14 protein-coding genes are annotated in these 19,423 nt (G+C 37.0%); 5 read left to right on the top strand and 9 right to left on the bottom strand.

Going from position 1 to position 19,423, the window contains the following annotated elements; translation table 11 throughout:
• Window positions 1–54 precede the first annotated feature (54 nt).
• The 8 genes from JML65_RS04225 to JML65_RS04190 form a co-directional block, all read right to left on the bottom strand.
• Window positions 55–1,482: a glycoside hydrolase family 125 protein gene (locus JML65_RS04225; protein WP_047484760.1), complete on the bottom strand. Its 1,428-nt coding sequence runs from the start codon at window positions 1,480–1,482 to the stop codon at window positions 55–57.
• A gap of 32 nt (window positions 1,483–1,514) precedes the next feature.
• A complete protein-coding gene (locus JML65_RS04220; RefSeq protein WP_202270015.1) occupies window positions 1,515–3,746 on the bottom strand; it encodes a GH92 family glycosyl hydrolase in 2,232 nt (743 codons plus the stop codon).
• A gap of 115 nt (window positions 3,747–3,861) precedes the next feature.
• The gene (locus JML65_RS04215; RefSeq protein WP_047484755.1) at window positions 3,862–4,833 is read right to left on the bottom strand and encodes a glycoside hydrolase family 130 protein; all 972 of its coding nucleotides are present in this window, start codon (window positions 4,831–4,833) and stop codon (window positions 3,862–3,864) included.
• Window positions 4,834–4,876: 43 nt separating this feature from the next.
• Entirely contained in the window at window positions 4,877–6,169 is a 1,293-nt protein-coding gene (locus tag JML65_RS04210) for an MFS transporter (RefSeq protein ID WP_202270014.1), read from the bottom strand.
• 166 nt (window positions 6,170–6,335) lie between these two features.
• Window positions 6,336–7,985, bottom strand: a complete 1,650-nt coding sequence (locus JML65_RS04205) for a SusD/RagB family nutrient-binding outer membrane lipoprotein (RefSeq protein WP_228450299.1) — start codon at window positions 7,983–7,985, stop codon at window positions 6,336–6,338.
• 9 nt (window positions 7,986–7,994) lie between these two features.
• Window positions 7,995–10,916 (bottom strand): SusC/RagA family TonB-linked outer membrane protein, encoded by a 2,922-nt coding sequence (locus JML65_RS04200; RefSeq protein ID WP_202270013.1) that lies wholly within the window; start codon window positions 10,914–10,916, stop codon window positions 7,995–7,997.
• A gap of 373 nt (window positions 10,917–11,289) precedes the next feature.
• Window positions 11,290–12,168 (bottom strand): AraC family transcriptional regulator, encoded by an 879-nt coding sequence (locus JML65_RS04195; RefSeq protein WP_084086455.1) that lies wholly within the window; start codon window positions 12,166–12,168, stop codon window positions 11,290–11,292.
• Window positions 12,169–12,419: 251 nt separating this feature from the next.
• Window positions 12,420–13,412 carry a glycosyl hydrolase family 18 protein gene (locus tag JML65_RS04190; protein ID WP_047484745.1) on the bottom strand — a complete coding sequence of 331 codons (993 nt, stop codon included), beginning with the start codon at window positions 13,410–13,412 and terminating at the stop codon, window positions 12,420–12,422.
• Between the two features lie 310 nt (window positions 13,413–13,722).
• On the opposite strand from JML65_RS04190, the gene JML65_RS04185 reads away from it, so the two are divergent.
• From JML65_RS04185 to fabF, 5 genes are all read left to right on the top strand, one after another.
• Window positions 13,723–14,589 carry a helix-turn-helix domain-containing protein gene (locus JML65_RS04185; RefSeq protein WP_202270012.1) on the top strand — a complete coding sequence of 289 codons (867 nt, stop codon included), beginning with the start codon at window positions 13,723–13,725 and terminating at the stop codon, window positions 14,587–14,589.
• Between the two features lie 88 nt (window positions 14,590–14,677).
• A complete protein-coding gene (locus JML65_RS04180) occupies window positions 14,678–15,097 on the top strand; it encodes an OsmC family protein (protein ID WP_047484742.1) in 420 nt (139 codons plus the stop codon).
• 113 nt (window positions 15,098–15,210) lie between these two features.
• The gene (locus tag JML65_RS04175) at window positions 15,211–15,816 is read left to right on the top strand and encodes a TetR/AcrR family transcriptional regulator (protein ID WP_202270011.1); all 606 of its coding nucleotides are present in this window, start codon (window positions 15,211–15,213) and stop codon (window positions 15,814–15,816) included.
• A gap of 10 nt (window positions 15,817–15,826) precedes the next feature.
• Window positions 15,827–17,095 carry an acetyl-CoA C-acetyltransferase gene (locus tag JML65_RS04170; RefSeq protein ID WP_202270010.1) on the top strand — a complete coding sequence of 423 codons (1,269 nt, stop codon included), beginning with the start codon at window positions 15,827–15,829 and terminating at the stop codon, window positions 17,093–17,095.
• 202 nt (window positions 17,096–17,297) lie between these two features.
• Window positions 17,298–18,539 (top strand): beta-ketoacyl-ACP synthase II, encoded by a 1,242-nt coding sequence (fabF, locus tag JML65_RS04165; protein WP_202270009.1) that lies wholly within the window; start codon window positions 17,298–17,300, stop codon window positions 18,537–18,539.
• A gap of 101 nt (window positions 18,540–18,640) precedes the next feature.
• Here fabF and JML65_RS04160 read toward each other — a convergent pair whose 3' ends face one another.
• Window positions 18,641–19,063, bottom strand: a complete 423-nt coding sequence (locus JML65_RS04160; RefSeq protein ID WP_202270008.1) for a hypothetical protein — start codon at window positions 19,061–19,063, stop codon at window positions 18,641–18,643.
• Window positions 19,064–19,423 lie beyond the last annotated feature (360 nt).

Below are 19,423 nucleotides of genomic sequence, written 5' to 3'. Positions count from 1 at the left end.
TATGCTTTTTTAAAGAAACATACCTAAGAAAGAAGGTCATATAAAATAAGGGGGCTATGTCAGCAGCTCCGGGTTTTCGTTAAAGGTTTTCCATAATAATTCTCCAAATAAAGTATTCGACCATGCGAACCATTCTCTGGTGAATTTTTTGTCGTTGTCTTTATGGAAGGACTCATGCATAAAGCCTGTCCCACCGTGCGTTTTCTGTAAGGTGTCTATGCACCATTTAATCTCACCTGTATCTTTAGTGGTGAGTGCTTTCATAATGATACTCATCGGCCAGATCATATCAAGCCCAATGTGTGGTCCTCCAATTCCTTCCGCCAGTTTACCTTTGAAAAAGAATGGGTTATTTTCTGACCAAACAAATTTCCTAGTGTTCACATACACAGGATCATCTGCTTTTACGGCATCTAAATAAGGCAGACCCAATAAGCTCGGACAATTGGCATCATCCATTAGGTTATAGCTTCCAAAGCCATTAACTTCAAAAGCATATATTTTTCCATATTCCGGATGATTGTAAATTCCGTACTTTTTAATGGCGGCATCCACCTCATCAGCAAGGCTGGTAAGTTGCTGAGCCAGACCTTTTTCATTTTTGATCTGAGAAACCATTTCTGCTGCCTGACGTAGGCTTACCACAGCAAATAAATTAGAAGGAATTAAAAATCCATAAATCGTAGCATCATCACTTGGACGGAACATGGAACTGATCAGTCCAACCGGTTTTGTAGGATAACCATATCCTCCCATAGGAACACCATCTGTAGCCCAAGCCGTTGTACGCTCAAACTTGTAAGGTCCCAGGTCTTTTTTCCTCTGCTGCTCGGTAAATGTCTGTAGGGTAAGCTTAATGCCCTGTAGCCAATTAGCATCAAAAGGTTTGGTATCTCCTGTTGTTTTCCAAAAATGATAAGCCAAACGAATAGGATAACACAAAGAATCTATTTCCCACTTTCTTTCATGGGTACCAGGTTTCATATCTGTATGATCGTATTCTTTCCATTTACTTATTTTTTTGTCATCATTATAAAATGCATTGGCATAAGGATCTTTCAGAATGAATTTCGTCTGTTTATAAATAACCCCTGAAATAAGCTTGTGAAGTTTTTCATCTTTTTTTGAAAACTGTAAATAAGGAAAAACCTGCGCAGAGCTGTCACGAAGCCACATCGCATCAATATCACCCGTAATTACATAAGTATCAGGAGTTCCGTTATTTTCACTGTAAAAAACAGTAGTATCTAATGTATTCGGAAAACAGTTTTCAAAAAGCCAGCTTAATTCTTTATTTTTTACTTTCTTTTTAAAAGCCGCAATAGCACTTTCTACGGATTCACTGGTAAAATGTCTTTTATCTTTGGGAACACGAACAACCGGAAAATCGTCCATAACCAGATTCTTTGCAAAAACATTCTGTGTAAACAGCAATCCGGCTCCTGCCAGTGCACTTGTTTTAATAAAATTTCTCCTTTCCATTGATACTTTTATTTCGTTTATTTTTATTAGTCTTATTTTACAGGCTTACTTCCCATTACAAATCTCAGCTCTCCACCATTCATAATATCACTGTGGTTCAATTCCCAGCTCTTGTACTCTTTCCCGTTCAGGAACATTTTCTGAACGTAAATGTTTTTATCGGATATCTTGTCTGCTACTACGGTAAATGTTTTTCCATTTTCCAGCAGCAATGAAGCTTTAGGAAACTGAGGTGCACCAATTGCATAGACAGGTTTCCCTGGTGTCACCGGATAAAATCCTAATGAAGAGAAAATGTACCATGCCGACATCTGTCCGCAGTCTTCATTATTCACAATTCCATCAGGTTTAGCTGCATACATATTATCACGGATATATTTGATCATTTTCTGAGTCTTATAAGGACTTCCTGCATAATTATACAGGTATGGAACATGATGCCCCGGTTCATCTCCAAACCCCAAAGAGCCGATGAATCCTGAAATATCAACATGCTGTTCTCCCTGCATATTAAGAGCTTCTGTAAATGTTTTATCCAGTTTTTCTTCAAACCCTTTTTTCCCTCCGTACAGGTTCATCATTTCATCAATCTGGTGAGGAGCAAAAAAATCATATGCCCAGATGTTCCCGGAAACCCAGTGTGGCTGAAGCTTTTTCCAATCGTTCAGTGCAAAATCTGCTAAAAATTTTCCGTCTTTTTGTCTTGGCCAGAAGTGGTTATTTTCTTTATTGAAAGTATTCAGGAAGTTCATAGAACGTTTCTTATAGACTTCTGCATCTTCTTTTTTACCCAGTTTTTCTGCAAGCTGCTGGATACACCAGTCATCATAAGCATATTCAAGGGTGGCAGAAACAGAAGCTCCGTTTTCCGAAGGAGAATACCCCAGTTTAATATAATCGTTTAGGCCTCCTCCACCATCACTGCTGCTCATTTTATCTGTTAAAGAAGCATCTTTCATTGCAGCAAAGGCTTTTTCAGCATCAATACCCGGTACACCTTTTGAAATAGCATCCCAAATGACCGATACACTGTGATAACCCAACATACAGAAATTATCGTATCCACATAATTCCCAGATAGGCATATGGTCTTTACGGTCGGTATACCTGCTGATCAGGGAATTGGCAAATTCTTTGGTATGTTTCTGATCCATAATGGTCAGCAGAGGATGGGTTGCTCTGAAGCCATCCCAATAAGAATAGGTACTGTAGTTGGTAAACCATTTGGTATTCATATTTTCCTGAGCAGCCACATAATCTCCATTGGCATCCATATAAAGGTTAGGAGCTATAAATGTATGATAAACCCCTGTATAGAAAATCTTTCTCTGACTGTCTGTACCTCCTGTCACCTGAAATCTTCCGATAAGATCTCTCCATGTCTTTTGTGCCGTTTCTTTAGCTTTTGCAAAATCCACATTCGTAGCCTCAGCATCAAAATTCTCCTGTGCATTTTCTGTACTTACCGGAGATAAAGAGACTTTCACTTCGATACTTTCATTATCTTCTGTAGAAAATCTTACAAAAGCTTTCGCATCCTTAGCAAGGGCAATCTTTTCGTTGTTTTTGATTTTCCCTTCGGCATACACTCCGTAAGATTTGAAAGGTTTTGAAAACTCCATCACGAAATAAGCAAATCGCTTACCTCCCCAACCATTGCTGTAGCAGTATCCTTTTATTTTGTTATTACCCTCTACACTTACCAGAGTATGGTAAATATTTCCAAAAATTTTATTGGTTGGATCAATAATGATATTGGATTCATCACTCTTGGGGAATGTATACTTATGAAATCCCACTCTTGGAGAAGCCGTAAGTTCGGCTTTGATTCCATAGCTGTCGAGCATTACTGAATAATATCCCGGGGCCGCCGTTTCTTTTTCATGGCTGAATTTTGAGCGATAGCCTGTCTCGGGGTTATCTTCTGATCCCGGAACCATTTTTACCTGACCTACGGTAGGCATAACCAGAATATCTCCAAGATCTGCCCATCCTGTTCCACTAAGGTGATTGTGGCTGAATCCCATGATCGTCTTACTGCTGTAATGATACCCGGAACACCAGTCCCAGTCTCCACTTTTAGTATTCTGATCCGGACTTAGCTGAATCATCCCAAACGGCGTGGTAGCTCCCGGAAATGTATGGCCGTGACCTCCTGTCCCGATAAAAGGATCTACCCAGGATAAGACATCACCCTTTTGTTGTTGGGCATTCACCGTAGAAACCAGGAGTGTAAAAAAACAGATAAGCAATTCTTTTTTCATGATAAGAGGTATCAGTAATTTTTTATTTTAAAAGTTGGTTTAAAAATATGAAAACCATTACAAATATCCCAATAATAAAGGGAATTAAGCCGATCAACATATTAAAAAACCTCATTTAGATTGAATTTTTTTTCATAAAATCAATAATTTCAGAAATATATCCAAACGCGATAGCTACCACTGTGTCGGCAGCACCATAATATACGGTTACTTTATCTCCTTCAGTCAATGCAGCACATGGGAAAACCACATTCGGCACATCTCCTGTCAGTTCATACACTTCTGCCGGAGCCAGCAGATAAGGTTTTGTTCTGTACAATACTTTTGTAGGATCTTCAAGGTCAAGCAATGCTGCTCCCATTGAATATCTGAATCCTCTGCAGGTATTGATTACCCCATGATAGAAAAGCAACCATCCTTCCTCTGTTTTTATAGGAACCGGACCTCCTCCTATTTTTGTACACTGCCAGGCACTGTCTTCAAAAGGAGTTACTTTCATTACACAACGGTGCTCTCCCCAGTATTTCATATCAGGACTGTAGCTGATATAAATATCACCAAAAGGCGTATGTCCGTTATCACTTGGACGGCTCAGCATCGCATATTTTCCATTGATCTTTTCAGGGAAAAGCACTCCATTTCTATTGAATGGCAGAAAAGCATTTTCACACTGGAAAAATTCTTTAAAATCAAAAGTATATCCAATTCCAATGGTTGGTCCGTTATATCCATTACACCATGTAATCCAGTAACGGTCTTCAATAAAAGTAACGCGGGGATCATATTTGTAATCAGATTCAATCATTTCTGTGTTTCCTGCCTTCATTTCAATAGGGTCATGATTGATTTCCCAATTGATTCCATCTTTACTGAAACCTGCAAAAATATTCATCTGCACCGCTTTGTTGTCACAGCGGAATACCCCTGCAAATCCATCCTCAAAAGGAATCACAGCACTGTTGAATATACTGTTTGACGTTGGTATTGCATATCTGTTAATGATCGGGTTTTCGGAAAACCTCCACATGATATCATTGCTACCTTCCGGGCGATCCTGCCATGGGATCATTACTGATTGAGCTGTCATAAAGTATTTTTTACTTTTTATTTAAATTTGTTTAATAATTGATTTATTGTTCTTTTTGATTTTCCGAATATGGAAACGGAACCCATAGGGTTACAAGAAATGCCGGAATAGTAGCGATCAGTACCCAGATAAAAAACATTTTATATCCTACCCAGTCGCTGATCATTCCACTGAACATTCCCGGAATCATCACTCCGAGATTCATAATACCTGTTGCAAATGCATAATGGGCTGTTTTATGTTTTCCCGGGGCAATCTGCTGCATCATGTACAGCATAAGTCCGACAAACCCAAAACCATAGCCAAAATACTCCACCACTACTGCAATTCCTACCGGTAAGAGATCAGCAGGCTGGTAGTACGCTAATAAAGCATAGACTACAAATGGAATATTGAATGCAGAGCATAGCCATATCAATGATCTCTTCAATCCGCGGGCTGAAATAAAATAACCGGCCAGTACAGATCCTAAAATAAATGCTGCAGAACCATACGTTCCATAAATAAGTCCAATATCTGATGTTGAAAGTCCTAATCCTCCTGAGGACCTTGGTGCTTTAAAAAATAACGGTGCAATTTTTATAGCAAATCCTTCAGCAAAACGATACAAAATAATGAACAGTACAGACCATAAGATGTTCTTCTTTGTAAAAAATGAGGTAATGACTTCCAGCAATTCCTGACGGACATTTCCTGCGGTTTTTTTATCTTTCTCTGATACTTCTTTATTTTCTTTTGGCAGAATCAGGTAGTGGTATATAGCTAATACAAAAAACAATAGAGCATAAATCACCATAATGATCATCCATGCACGGGTTACCCCTTTTGTTTTTTCTAAAACCCCGGCAAAATAAACTAATGCCCCACTACTGATAATTTTGGCCAGATTATAAAAAGCTCCCTGCCAGCCTATATATTTTGCCTGCTCTTTATTGGTAAGGAAACTGATATAAGTTCCATCTGCCACCACATCATGAGTCGCTCCACAAAAGGCAATAACCGCAAAAAGAGCAATACTGTATTTGAAAAAATCCAGCAAAGGAAGACTTAATGCCACCAAAGCAAACAAAATTCCTATCGCAAACTGGGTAACAACAACAAAGAATTTTTTGGTTTTATAGATCTCCAGAAAAGGACTCCAAAGAGGCTTTAACGTCCAGGAGAACATAACCAGAGCTGTCCAAAATGTAATTTGGGCATCTGAAACTCCCATATCTTTATACATAATCCCGGAAACTGCATTAATGGTTACAAAGGGCACTCCCATTGCAAAATATAATGTCGATATCCAAAGGATGGGTTGTATTGAACGGGTTTCAGAGTTGTTTTTTCCCATATTAAAATAAGGTTCTAAAAAAAGAGGGCATCTCAAAATTTCATTCCGACTTAAAACGAAACTATAGAAGAATAAATTATCGGAGATTCTCCTCTCCTTACGAAATGAACACTCAGGGTACAACCTGATTTTTGAGATGCCTCTGTATATAAATGATTCTGATTAATTATAACTTCTTATCCCACCATAATTTTGTACTTCCGATATCAGGACCACCCAGCGTACTCGCAGCTTTTTGATATCCAACCGGATTATTATTACGGTATTTTGTTGCAATTGGTATTCTTCTGACCATTTTATCTGTATCAATATTTCCCTGACTGGAATTCAATACATTTTTAAACAAAATAGGATATCCAGTTCTTCTTTGTTCAGCCCAGGCTTCAGAACCATCAGGATACAAAGCAAGCCACTTTTGAGTCATCAATCTTTCCAATTTTCTTTCTGGATTATCCGCCTCATTCCATTTGATGGTAACAGTACTTAACATTGAATTTCCTGCAGGAATATTATTGACCGCATTTTTGGGATCAGTATAGGCTTGCTCCACAGAAGTGGCATCATTGATATAGGCATTGTAATCAGCACTTTTCCCCCATTCATCCATAGACGTTCTTACCCCCATTTCATAATTACTTTTGGCATCACCGGCTCCTGTATATCCAAATAAAGCTGCTTCAGCTTTTAAAAACCAGGTTTCTGCAGCCGTAAATATCTTCCCTTTTCCGTTTTGATTTCCCGGTGCAAAATAAGCACCTCCTGCCGCATCAGCTAAGGGAACTGAATAATTTACATAGAACGTTTTATCTCCTTTCAGATCAATACCCTGACGAATCCCTATATATTGTCCTGCCGCCGCCGGATCGGTTGCTTTAAAGGCATAAGCACTGATTCTCGGATCTTTAAATCCATTTAAGTAAGCTAAAAGCGGAGCTCCTGATCGGCAATCTCCCCAGTCATAAATCACTCCTCCTATCGGAGAAGGCGTTCCGTAATTAATGAGCGCATTGTCTGTATTATTTTCAATAAGACCTACCGGAGATGCAAGCGCCTCTTCTGCAAACTTTTTAGAATCTACCGGTGCCGCATATCGCATTCTCATGGCAATTCTGAATTTAAGAGAGTTCGCAAATTTCATCCATTTTACTGTATCACCTCCAAAAAATACATCAGCCGATTTAATTACCGATTTATCTTCAACAGCTATATTGGCGTTTTGGAGAACTGTAATGGCATTCGTTAAATCCGCAATAAAAAAATGATAAGCATCGGCCTGAGAATCAAAATCAGTAGATCCATCACTATTCGGTTTATTGAATTTACTATAGATCACAGGTCCATGGGCATCAGAAACTTTAAGACTGGAAACCACCTTAATAATATCCATGATCGCCAATGATTTATCAAAGTTATATCCCGGATAGGTTTTCTCCATAACAGCCTTAAAAATATCTTTCTTGTTAAGAATATCTTCAAGCTGGGTAATCATTATCCTTTCATTCCAGTTATCCATCATAAAATATGTTGAATTGAAATTATTTCCATTGAAAGGATTAGAGGTACTGAAATACCCACTAAACATATCGGCATTCAGGTTTTGTTGCAACTGATATACTCCAAGATTATAATGTACCAAACCTCTTTGCATAAGTTTCATTGAAGATACCAATTGTCCAAAATCAGCATTCAGCTGCTCATCTCCTAAACCTGGAGTATACTCACTGTTAATTTTATCAAAATCACTTGTACAGCTTACAGTAAACAGGCCTGTAGCCATTAACAAATAAAACGCTTTATATTTAAAATATTTTTTCATACTACAGAATTAAAAATTTAATTTCACTGAGAATCCTACTGATCGTGTTATTGGAATTCCAAATATATCTACCCCAACACCTCCGGGATTAACCCCTGAAACTTGTTCAGGATCAAACGGAGCTTTCTTATAAAGGAAGAAAAGATTGGTCCCAATCACACTTAGTGTTGCATCCGAAAGGTATTTTGAATTCACTTTAAAAGTATAGGAAACAGAAGCCTGTCTTAATCGTATGGCAGTAGCTTTATACATATAGGCCTCTGTTAGAGGATCTCTACCTCCTATACTTGAATAGTAAGCCTGAGCATCTGTTTTGTCAGTGTAAGGTGTTCCGTCCTCTTTCACTGCATTTTCTATAACAACTCCACCGGCATCACGGGCATCTGCAGATGTTTTACTTACTCCTAGCTGATCATTCATTGCCTGGGTAATACTTAGAACTTTACCTCCAAACTTCCCATCTATCAGGAAGCTTACATTTAAGTTACCAATATTAAAGGAGTTATTGAGGCCAAGCATAAATTTAGGGTTTGGATTCCCTAAATAATTATCTTTATTTTCTGTTCTTCTGGGAACTCCGTTCTTATCTACAATAATACGTCCCTGATCATCTCTTAAAAAAGCAAACCCATACATATCTCCGAAAGAGCCTCCTACTTTAAGTCTGTTATAACCACTTCCTATTAATTCAAGACTGATATTGGAATCCTGGAAATACTTTACAGGTAATAACTCTATTATCTTGTTTTTATTGGAAGAAGCATTGAATGTTGCTGTCCATCCAAATTTCTGTCCTTTGAAAATATCATAAGAAATAGCAGATTCAAAACCTGTATTCTGAATGTTTCCAGCATTTATCGTTACTTTACCATTATTATATGGATCACCAAAACCTATTGCACTTACATCTTTCAACATTTGATTGGTTGTATTTGATTTGTAATATGTGAAATCAAAGGTCAATCTATTATTCAAAAATCTCAATTCAGTTCCCGCTTCAAAAGTTTTATTTAATTCAGGTTTCAGCCAAAGATCTTTAAATTCTTCACCGGTAATAGGTGAACCACTGAAACCAATAGGGGTTCCTGCATCAAAACCACTGATGTGATTGATCAAAATGGGATCCAATGCATTACCCACTCTTGCATAGGAAGTTCTCACTTTCCAGAAATTAATCGCCTTAGGCAGCGTAAAAATATCTGAAAGAATAGCATTTGCCCCTACAGACTGATAGTCAAAAGAAGTATTGGTTTTTCCATAAAGATCAGCTAATGTTGAAGACCAGTCATTTCTATATGTTAAATCCAGATAAACCAATTTTTTATATCCTATTGTAGTACTGGCAAATACAGACTGATCCTGTCGGTTTCCATTATATATGGTGTATGAAGCTACACTTTCATCCCGTTCTTTTGGCCAGTATAGATTATTAGCTGTAAACAGATTGGGTAGCTTTAACAAGCTATTATCTATTTTGGATGTTAAAGATCTTAAATCCGAGATACTTGCTCCTACGGTAAAGTCTAAGCTGATATCATCTGTGATATGTGGAGATCCCAACAATAGTACATCTCCATATTTGGTGGTACGCTCTATTGAATTTTTAATAAGTCTTCCGTTTTTTCGTCCCTCATAGGTTCCCGGCAAAACAGTTGAAAGAGAATAGGCTGAAATCTGTCTTTCAGTATCTGAGAAATAATAACTGTAATTTCCACGGGCCTGAATATTTAACCAACTGTTAATGGCATAATTCAAGGATGCTGATCCGTAGAAGTTTTTGTTCGTTGTAGTTACAGGGTTTCTGTTCAGCACCCACATTGGATTTTGGTCTTCTGTAGAAAAAACACCATTAGAATCTATATTCCACCAGTTCTGGGCAGGCAGGTTTCTTGATTTATCCAGGTATGAATAATTATTGGCATAATAATCAAAATCTACTCCTCGTGGCAACCAATAAATACTGGTTAAAGGAGAAAACCATCTTCCCGGGGACGCCCTGTTTTTAGAATCCTGTAGAGAAGCCATAACATTGGCTTCTAAAGTCAGTTTATCATCTAAAAACTTACTGGAGTTCCTGAAATTGACATTATACTGCTTAAAATTAGAAGTTGGAATAATCCCATCGTTCGTTGTATTTCCTATAGAGAAAAAGTTTTGAGACTTTTCATTACCGGCACTGAAAGTAAGGCTATTTGTCAATGTTGTTCCTGTGTTCAGAAAATCGTTCAGATAGTCTTTTGAAGCACCTTTTTCTCCCCAGCTTCCCTCAGAGCCCGGCGTATGGGTTGTGGGATTATGTGGGGTGGTCTGAAGATAGCTGTATTGAAGCTTCGGCAGATCATATGCTTTATCAAAAGTAAGACTTGACGAAAAAGACAGTTTACTTCTTCCTTTTGAGCCTTTTTTTGTCGTAATCAATACGACACCGTTGCTTCCTTGTGACCCATATAATGCTGAAGCAGACGCTCCTTTCAGGAAGTTGATACTTTGAATATCTTCAGGATTAATCATACTGAAAATATCTCCTGTATCCGGCATTTGCGAGAATACCATGGCATCTGGCCCTCCGGTATTATTGATAATCGGAATACCATCTATTACAAAAAGAGGCTGGCTGTTTCTTGTAGATTTATCCCCACGCATTACTATTCTTACAGAACCTCCTACACCACCATTCGTTTTGTTGATTTGCACGTTGGAAACTTTTCCATTGATAGAATTTAAAAGATTGGGAGTTTTTACTTCCGTAAGCTCATCGCCACCAATCTGCTGGCTGGAGTAAGTCAGAGACCTGGCCTGTCTTTTTATCCCCAAAGAAGTGACAACAACCTCCTGAATATCGGTTGCCTTAGTGGTGTCGGCTGTTTTTTTCTCTTGTGCATTTGCCAAAAAGGAAAAAACGAATAGAACCGGTATAACTGCTTTTCTCATAAGGTTTAGATTAGTTAGATTTATTTGAAAATCAATTACATCACTTTAAATAGTTCCTTAGTGTTTAATACAAATTCTTTTATTTTTTAAACAATAATATGCTCTTTATGTATTAAATAATTTAAAGTTTTGTTAAGATTTAATTCATATTAGCAAATCTAAATTTTGTTAGCAGTCCGATATAATACTATTTTGTCATAAAACGATATTATTCTTTCATACACTTTCAAAAAAAGAACACAATAGGCTATTTTACAGCAATATACATACGTTTACATTCTACTAATTAAAGTAGCTTTATTTCACTTTTTAACAAAAAAAATCCAGATATTAAATCCAGATTCTCAGGCTAAAATGCTAGTAACCTACCTTATTATTCAATTTTTTTCACTCCTTTAAACTGCTCACGGAATTCTGTGGGAGTTGTTTTTTTAATGGATTTAAAGACTTTATTAAAGTTGGCAATATTATTAAACCCCGCTTCAAAAGCAATTTCAAAAACCGTCAGATTTTTTTCCATCAACCAACGAGCAGCATAGCTAATTCTTATTTCATTAAGGTAATTAACAAAAGTTTTCCCTATTCTCTTTTTAATAAATCTGTTAAAAGTAACATTACTCATATTGATAAGCGAAGCTACATCATCCAGTGTTATTTTATTTTCAAAATTCTTATGAACGAAATCATGAACGATTTTCATTTTATCATTATCTGCAAAACTTTCAAGCTCTATACTATAAGACGACAAAAACGTTTTATCTTGTGCAATAGCCAGCTCATTAAGAATCTTCATCATCTCTATAAAAGATTCGAAACTGTTCATTTTTGAGAGGTTAAGAAACGAATCTTTTAGTTTTTCTGCCGTTTCTGTAGAAAACAGTATTCCTCGTATTGAATCCTTTACCAGATTATTGATGGGTTTCAGAATATTTTTCTGCATCAATGACTGGCTAAAGAAATCCTGATTGAACTGGATGGTAATCTCATGTGTTTTTCTGTTTTTACATTTGTGATTAGCCCAACAATGTGGAAGGTTTGGCCCTACCAGTACCAATTCTATATTACCGATTTCTCCTGTATGATCGCCTACCATTCTGCGGTACCCTTTCCCTTTATAAATAAAATTGATTTCAATTTCCGGATGGTAATGGTATGGAAAATCAAAAGAGGCTTTGATCCTGTCAAATACAAGAAAACTGTCTTCAGGAGATAGTGGAGTTATTTCTCTTAAAATATTTTCTAATTCACTCATGCAGCAGTTTTGAAAAATTAAAAGCTAGTAATTTATGGTATTCAAATACATAATTATCACTCATAATTTGAATGACTAAATTACGGTTATTTTTATAATGGAAATCATTACACTTGTATGCTAACCCTTATTTATAGAAATAAAGCCGTTTCACAAATTTGTAGAAACGGCTTTCATACTTAGTTTCTTTATTCTCTGGAATATCTTTCAGTCAAAGGTTAAGACATTAACCAAAGGAGAATTTATTTCCATTAATAGGTTTTAAGTTTTACTATCATTTCCTGATAATATTTATAATCTAATTTCTTGTCAAAATTAAATCCATACGCTCCGTAACCTCCTACTTTGGACTGATATTTCGGGGAAGTATAATATTGTTTCAGACGCAATGGTCCCTGGCTGCTATCCGTAGAAGAATATGCCGCCTCAAAATCTGCTGAGATTAGCATGATCCGTCCTTTTGGAAAACCAGCCTGTACATAACCATCAATTTTACCGTCGGTATAAGCCTCACTGCCCCAATAATCCTGTATATATATGGAGCTAATTTTTGTAAGTGTTTCTTGTGACAGCTTTAATTCTGACAACCCAACATTTGTATCAATGATTAACAATTTGCCGGATTTGGATTTAGGACCAAAGTATTTGGCAAACGCCTGTACATAAAGATCCCAATCATTGCTATCGATTCCGGTCGTAGAATATCCAGGTTCTAAGTCCAGATCTATTCCATCAAATCCCCACTTGTTCAAAGAATCCGACACCTTTTTAGCATATGCATCATAATCTTCCGGGGTGTTTTGAAATTTTATTGTTTTCCTTTCATCTTTATAGTTTTCAAAAATCTCATTTAAAAACTGGGTTTGGACTACTATTGTCCCTTTAGACTTCAGATATTGGATGTCATTAACAATTTCAGTCAGTGTTTTAGCATCTTCACCCGTTGCGCCCGGAGTTCTATCTCCTCTCTTTAAATTACAAAGTCCTGAAAAGCGATGAAATAAATTGACAATATCCACACCTTCAGGAATATCCCTTAGATTATAATAATCAGGAGTTACTCCTCCTCTTGTTAACCCGTTGAAGTATCCAACTACTTTAAATTTTTTATGACTTATGGCTTCAAGTGGATCCGGCTGTTGTGGATCAACTGTACCTTCATCTCCTGTACAAGAAATACAGTTCAAAGACAATAAAATTAAGATCAATAACTTTAAAAAAGAATTTTTAGTTTTGTTTTTCATATCTTCTGTTTTTGCGTGATTATCAATACATGAAATAAATATTAACCACTTTATCAATTTTACACTCAATTATCATCAAACAATTTAATTTTCGTTAATATTTAATTCATATTTACAAATCTAAATTTTGTACCTTGACAGATATAATACTATTTTATCATAAAACGATATTATTTTTCACATCTTCATACCATTCCATCAGATAACTGACTGACAGTATCAAAAGAAACCTCATTATATATTCCTTGTTTTGATAATTTAATGTAGATGAAATCATGCTTTTTTGTATCTTTAAAATTAAAGTTAAAGTATGTCTCAACAGCTTATTTTTGAAGATCACTATAAAAGACTCGGACTGGAAATATTCTCAGAAGAGAATCTGAAAAAGGTAAACGGGAATCAGTTCAGATCAGATATTAAAGTCTTTTTTATTCCTGCTGGTTATGAGCTTACCATAGATTTCAATCATTACAGAACACAGAAACCGGCTTTATTTTTTCTTACCAATCAGCACCTGGTTATAGAAAAAGGAAAAGAAGAATCCGTATTGCTTTATTATAACCGCGATTTTTACTGTATCCAGATTCATGACAAAGAAGTAGCGTGCGACGGTCTTCTTTTTCATAATGTCTTTGAAATACCTTTCGTAGAACTTGACCACGAAGAAACTTTGATCATTAAAAACCTGTTTCAAAATATCAGGAACGAACTTGAATGGAAAGACTCTTCGGCCGAAGAAATGATCAGAACCTATGTAAAACAGATTATTATCCGGGCTACCAGAAAGTGGAAAAAGCAGAATCTGGATAATGATATTATAAAGATTCCGGGCAGTGAACTTGACATTTTCAGGGACTTCAGCAGGCACCTGGAAATTCACTTCAGAGAAAAGCATCATGTAGCAGACTATGCCGAACTCTTACATGTGGCACCCAAAACACTTAGCCATAAGTTTAAAAACCTCAATTTAGATTCTCCCAACCAGTTTATTATCAACAGGATTTTATTAGAGGCAAAAAGACTCCTTTTCTATACAGATAAACCCGTTAAAGAAATTGCCTATGACCTGGGCTATGAAGATCCGGCCTATTTCAACAGACTTTTTACCCATAAAACAGGAAGCACACCCACTAATTTCAAGAAAAATTACAGCTCGGGAAAAAAGTACAATATTTAAGTCTTTTTATCTATTGAATACGGCAACCCATCGACATATCTTTGTAACATCAAAATCAATCAATATTAAAAAATAAAAATCAAACATTATGAGACGTAACGCAACTGCCGTTTGGAACGGTACTATCAAAGAAGGTAAAGGTCACTTAACAACTCAAAGTACCACTTTAAACCAGACTCAATATTCTTTTAACAGCCGTTTTGCCGATGGTGTAGGAACCAACCCTGAAGAATTGCTGGCAGCAGCACATGCAGGATGCTTCACTATGAAATTGGATGCAGAACTTTCTCAGGCAGGCTTTACTCCTGAAGAGCTTAAAACAACTTCTGTGATCACCCTTGACCCTAATATCGGAAAGATTACAAAATCTGAGTTGACGTTAACGGCTAAAGTTCCGGGAATTTCAGAAGAAGAATTCCAGAAATACGCCAAGATTGCTGAGGAAGGATGCCCTGTAAGTGCAGCTTTTAATTTTGAGATTACTTTAAGTGCTACTTTAGAGCAGTAAAATCTCACTTTATAATATCTTAAATCTGAGTATATCACTACTCAGATTTAATTTTCAAACAAAATATACCGAATGGTATATTTTTGTATATTTGTATTCAGAATTGTACCCATATGTCGAAGGCAGAAAAAACGAAACAGCATATCATCGAGAAAACAGCTACTTTATTTAATACAAAGGGCTATACTTCTACATCATTATCAGACATTACAGAAGCCACAGGCCTTACCAAAGGCAGTATTTATGGAAATTTTGAAAATAAAGATGAAGTGGCTATTGAAGTTTATAAATACAATGCCGGGCTATTAAGTAGAACAATCCAGCATTCTTTTGGGGATGAATATCCTACATCAGCTGAAAAACTTCATGCTTTTGTCGCTTTTTACAGAAAAAATTGGCCGGTGGTCTTTTCCAATGGAGGATGTCCTCTGATGAATGCAGCCACAGAAGCAGATGACTCTTTTCCGGCTCTTAAGCCCCATGTCAGAAGTTCTTTTGAAATATGGATGACAAAAATATCAACAGTCATTATACAAGGCCAAAAAAACGGAGAAATTAATGAAAAGGTAGATGCTGAGAAATATGCCTCTTTATTTATTATGCTTATTGAAGGTGGAATTCTGCTTTCAAAAACCATGGGTACCCAAAGCTTTCTGAACAATGCTTTGGATACAATTACCCACATGATTGATCATGAACTAATTATTCTTCCATCATAAATTTCACAATATGGAAACAAAAAGAGTGGCTATTGTAGGATACAACAGAATCCCATTTGCCAGAATGAACACCGCTTATACAGACCAGGGAAATCAGGATCTTTTACTTGTTGCCCTTAACGGCCTCATAGACCGGTACCATTTGAAGGATAAACTTCTTGGAGAAGTTGCAGGTGGTGCCGTGATCAAGCATATCTCAGAGAGCAACCTCATCCGAGAAACCGTAATGAATACGTCTCTTGATCCCGCCACTCCCGCCTGTGATCTTCAGCAGGCTTGTGATACCGGTATTGAAGCGGCAATTTATATAGGAAATAAAATTGCTTTGGGACAGATAGAAAGCGGCATTGCCTGCGGTGTAGAAGCCATGAGCAATATTCCTTTTGAATCTGCACCCAGATTAAGAAAAGCTCTTCTTAAAGCCAATAAAGAAAAAACAGCATTCGGAAAACTGAAACAGCTGCTAAGCCCAAAACTGAAAGACTGGATGCCTGTTCCCTACAAAGGGCAAGAACCTAAAACAGGACTTGTTATGGGGGAACATACAGAAATTACTGCAAAATATTATCATATTTCAAGAGAAGAACAGGATCAGTTAGCTTTAAAAAGCCACCTGAATATGACAAAGGCCTATGATGAAGGTTTTTTTGATGATATGATCACGCCTGCTTTCGGATTGGATAAGGACAATAATATGCGTCGTGATACCAGCTTAGAAAAATTATCACAGCTGAAACCAGCTTTTGACAGGCAAAATGGTACCTTGACCGCCGGAAACTCCACTCCTTTTACGGATGGGGCCTCAGCAGTATTGCTAGCCAGTGAAGAATGGGCAAAAGCCAATAACCTTCCTGTCTTAGCCTATATTACTTTTTCAGAGTTGGCAGGGATAGAATATGTTGAAAACAAACAGAATCTGCTTTTAGCCCCTGTTTTCGCAGCAGAAAGAATGTTAAAAAAAGCAGGACTGCATTTTGAGGATTTTGATTATTATGAGATTCATGAAGCTTTTGCCGCCCAGGTATTAGCCACTATAAAAATTTGGGAAGACGATGACCTGGCAAAAAAATTTGGGCTAGAAAAATCTTTGGGAAAAATTGACCGAAGTAAACTGAATGTTAAAGGAGGAAGCCTTGCAGCTGCGCATCCGTTTGCAGCAACCGGCGGAAGAATTATTGCCACATTAGCTAAACTGCTTAACGAAAAAGGCAGCGGAAAAGGGTTTATTTCTATCTGCGCTGCCCGTGGACAGGGTATCACCATGATCTTAGAAAAATAAATTATAACGATAAAAGAGTTTTCTACAGGCAAAATTACTTGCTATGCCATAAATAATATATCTAAATATTCGTGTATAGCGAAAGAAAATTGATAATATTGCAGGTTAAAACAAAATTGATACAATAAAAAGGCAAAACAGACTGTCGGTAAATCGGTTTTACTATATGGAAATTTTGCCTATTTAAAATTAGTAACTAGATATGAAAAGAGTTGTCATTACAGGATTAGGCGCCGTGACGCCTTTAGGAAATAATGTCGAAGAATTTTGGCAAAACAGTATTAATGGGGTTAGCGGAGCCGGATTAATCACTCATTTCGATACCGAAAAGTTTAAGGTACATTTTGCCTGTGAGGTAAAGAATTTTGATCCGAAAGTGTATCTGACCCATAATGAAATAAAAAGAAGCGACCTTTTTACGCAATATGCCATGTATGCCTCCTCAGAGGCCATTCAGGATTCCGGTTTGGAATTTGAAAAAATGGATCCTTTTGATACCGGAGTAATCTGGGGTACTGGACAAGGGGGAATGTGGACTTTTGAAAAAGAGGTGATGGATTTTGCACAAGGTGATGGTACACCGCGTTTCAATCCTTTTTTCGTCCCTAAATTCATTGCCAATATGGCATCAGGAATGATTTCCATGAAATATGGACTTCAGGGGATTAATTACACTACTATTTCTGCTTGTGCTACAGGAAATACGGCATTAATGGATGCATTTAACTATATCCGTCTCGGAAAAGCAAAAGTGATCATCAGTGGAGGTTCTGAAGCAGCTATTTCCCCTGCTTCTATTGGCGGATTCTCTACTATGAAAGCGATGTCTACCAGAAATGACGACTTTGCCACAGCTAGCCGCCCCTATGATGCGGAAAGAGATGGTTTTGTAATGGGTGAAGGTGCAGGAGCGTTGGTGCTTGAGGAATATGAGCATGCAAAAGCCAGAGGAGCCAAAATCTATGCAGAGCTGGCAGGTGCCGCAATGACAGCGGATGCTTATCATATGACAGCCCCTCATCCTGAAGGAGCCGGAGCGATTAAAGCAATGCAACTGGCCGTAAAAGAAGCCGGTGTCAATATGGAAGACATCAACTATATCAATCCACACGCAACGTCCACTCCGTTAGGAGATTTAATTGAATTGAAAGCGATCAATAACGCCTTTAAAGGAAGTAAAAACCTTGATATCAGTGCTACCAAATCAATGACTGGGCATTTGCTGGGAGCTGCGGGAGCTGTTGAAGCGATCCTTTCCATTAAGGCTATTCAAAACAGTATTATCCCTCCAACCATCAACCTTCATGGTATTGATGAAAGCATTCCTAGGGATATCAATATTGTTTTTGGAGAGGCAAAAGAAAAAGAAATCAACTTTGCACTAAGTAATGCCTTCGGATTTGGAGGTCATAATGCCACTGTTGTATTTAAGAAATTCAGCTAATTTTCAGCTTGAAATAATTTTAAATCCCTGCATATCATTATCATGCAGGGATTTTTTTATTTTGTTCCCGTTGATTGGGTAGATTACTACATAAGAGATCATTATTTTGGATCCGGAATAAAAAAATCTTCAGTATTTTCTGTCATTGGAATATAGAGCCTTTCCCATTCTTTACTCTCTACCATCTCCCAACTATGTCCTTCACCCTTAACATCTTCTGCTAAAAGAACAATCCCTGGTTCAATTATAAATGTTGAACCATCACTTACTTTAAATTTTATATTTCCTTTGATTGTAATGACATACTGTCTTCGGGGTGCAACATGTGCATTTTTCTCCCATTCTTCAGTTTTGGTACTGAACCAAAATCCTGTAGTGGGTATATGTTTAAGACTAGGTATTTTCCCTTTTTCGAATGTACATGTGGTATCTGAGTTATTCAAAAGCCTTACAGCCGGAATAAATTCTGTGAAAATTTCCGAAGCCGGGTTTATATCGAGGTTGTTTTCATGCTCTGCATTCATATTAGTCAATACTTAAATAGTTGGCTTTGATAAATTTAATTATTTAAAAATAAAAACAACCATTTCTTACTATAAAAACAGGAAGCTTCATATCCGGAAGATTTCAAGGAATATATAAAAAAAGCAGCCAAAAAATGACTGCTTTAAAACATAACGAATATATATACTCTTTGAAAGAGATTATATCAAAAATTATTGGGCATCAGGGATAAAAAAATCGTCCGCATTTTCTGCAATAGGAATATAAAGTCTTTCCCATTCTTTACTTTTCACCATATCCCAGCTATGTCCGGTTCCTTTAAGATCTTCAGCCAAAAGAACAACTCCTGGTTTGATTATAAATGTTGAACCATCTGTTAC

The sequence above is a fragment of the Chryseobacterium sp. KMC2 genome, assembly GCF_016756935.1.
Taxonomy (GTDB): Bacteria; Bacteroidota; Bacteroidia; order Flavobacteriales; family Weeksellaceae; genus Chryseobacterium; species Chryseobacterium rhizosphaerae.
Note: the sequence above shows the minus strand (reverse complement) of the source record. Positions and strands in the feature narration are given on the sequence as shown.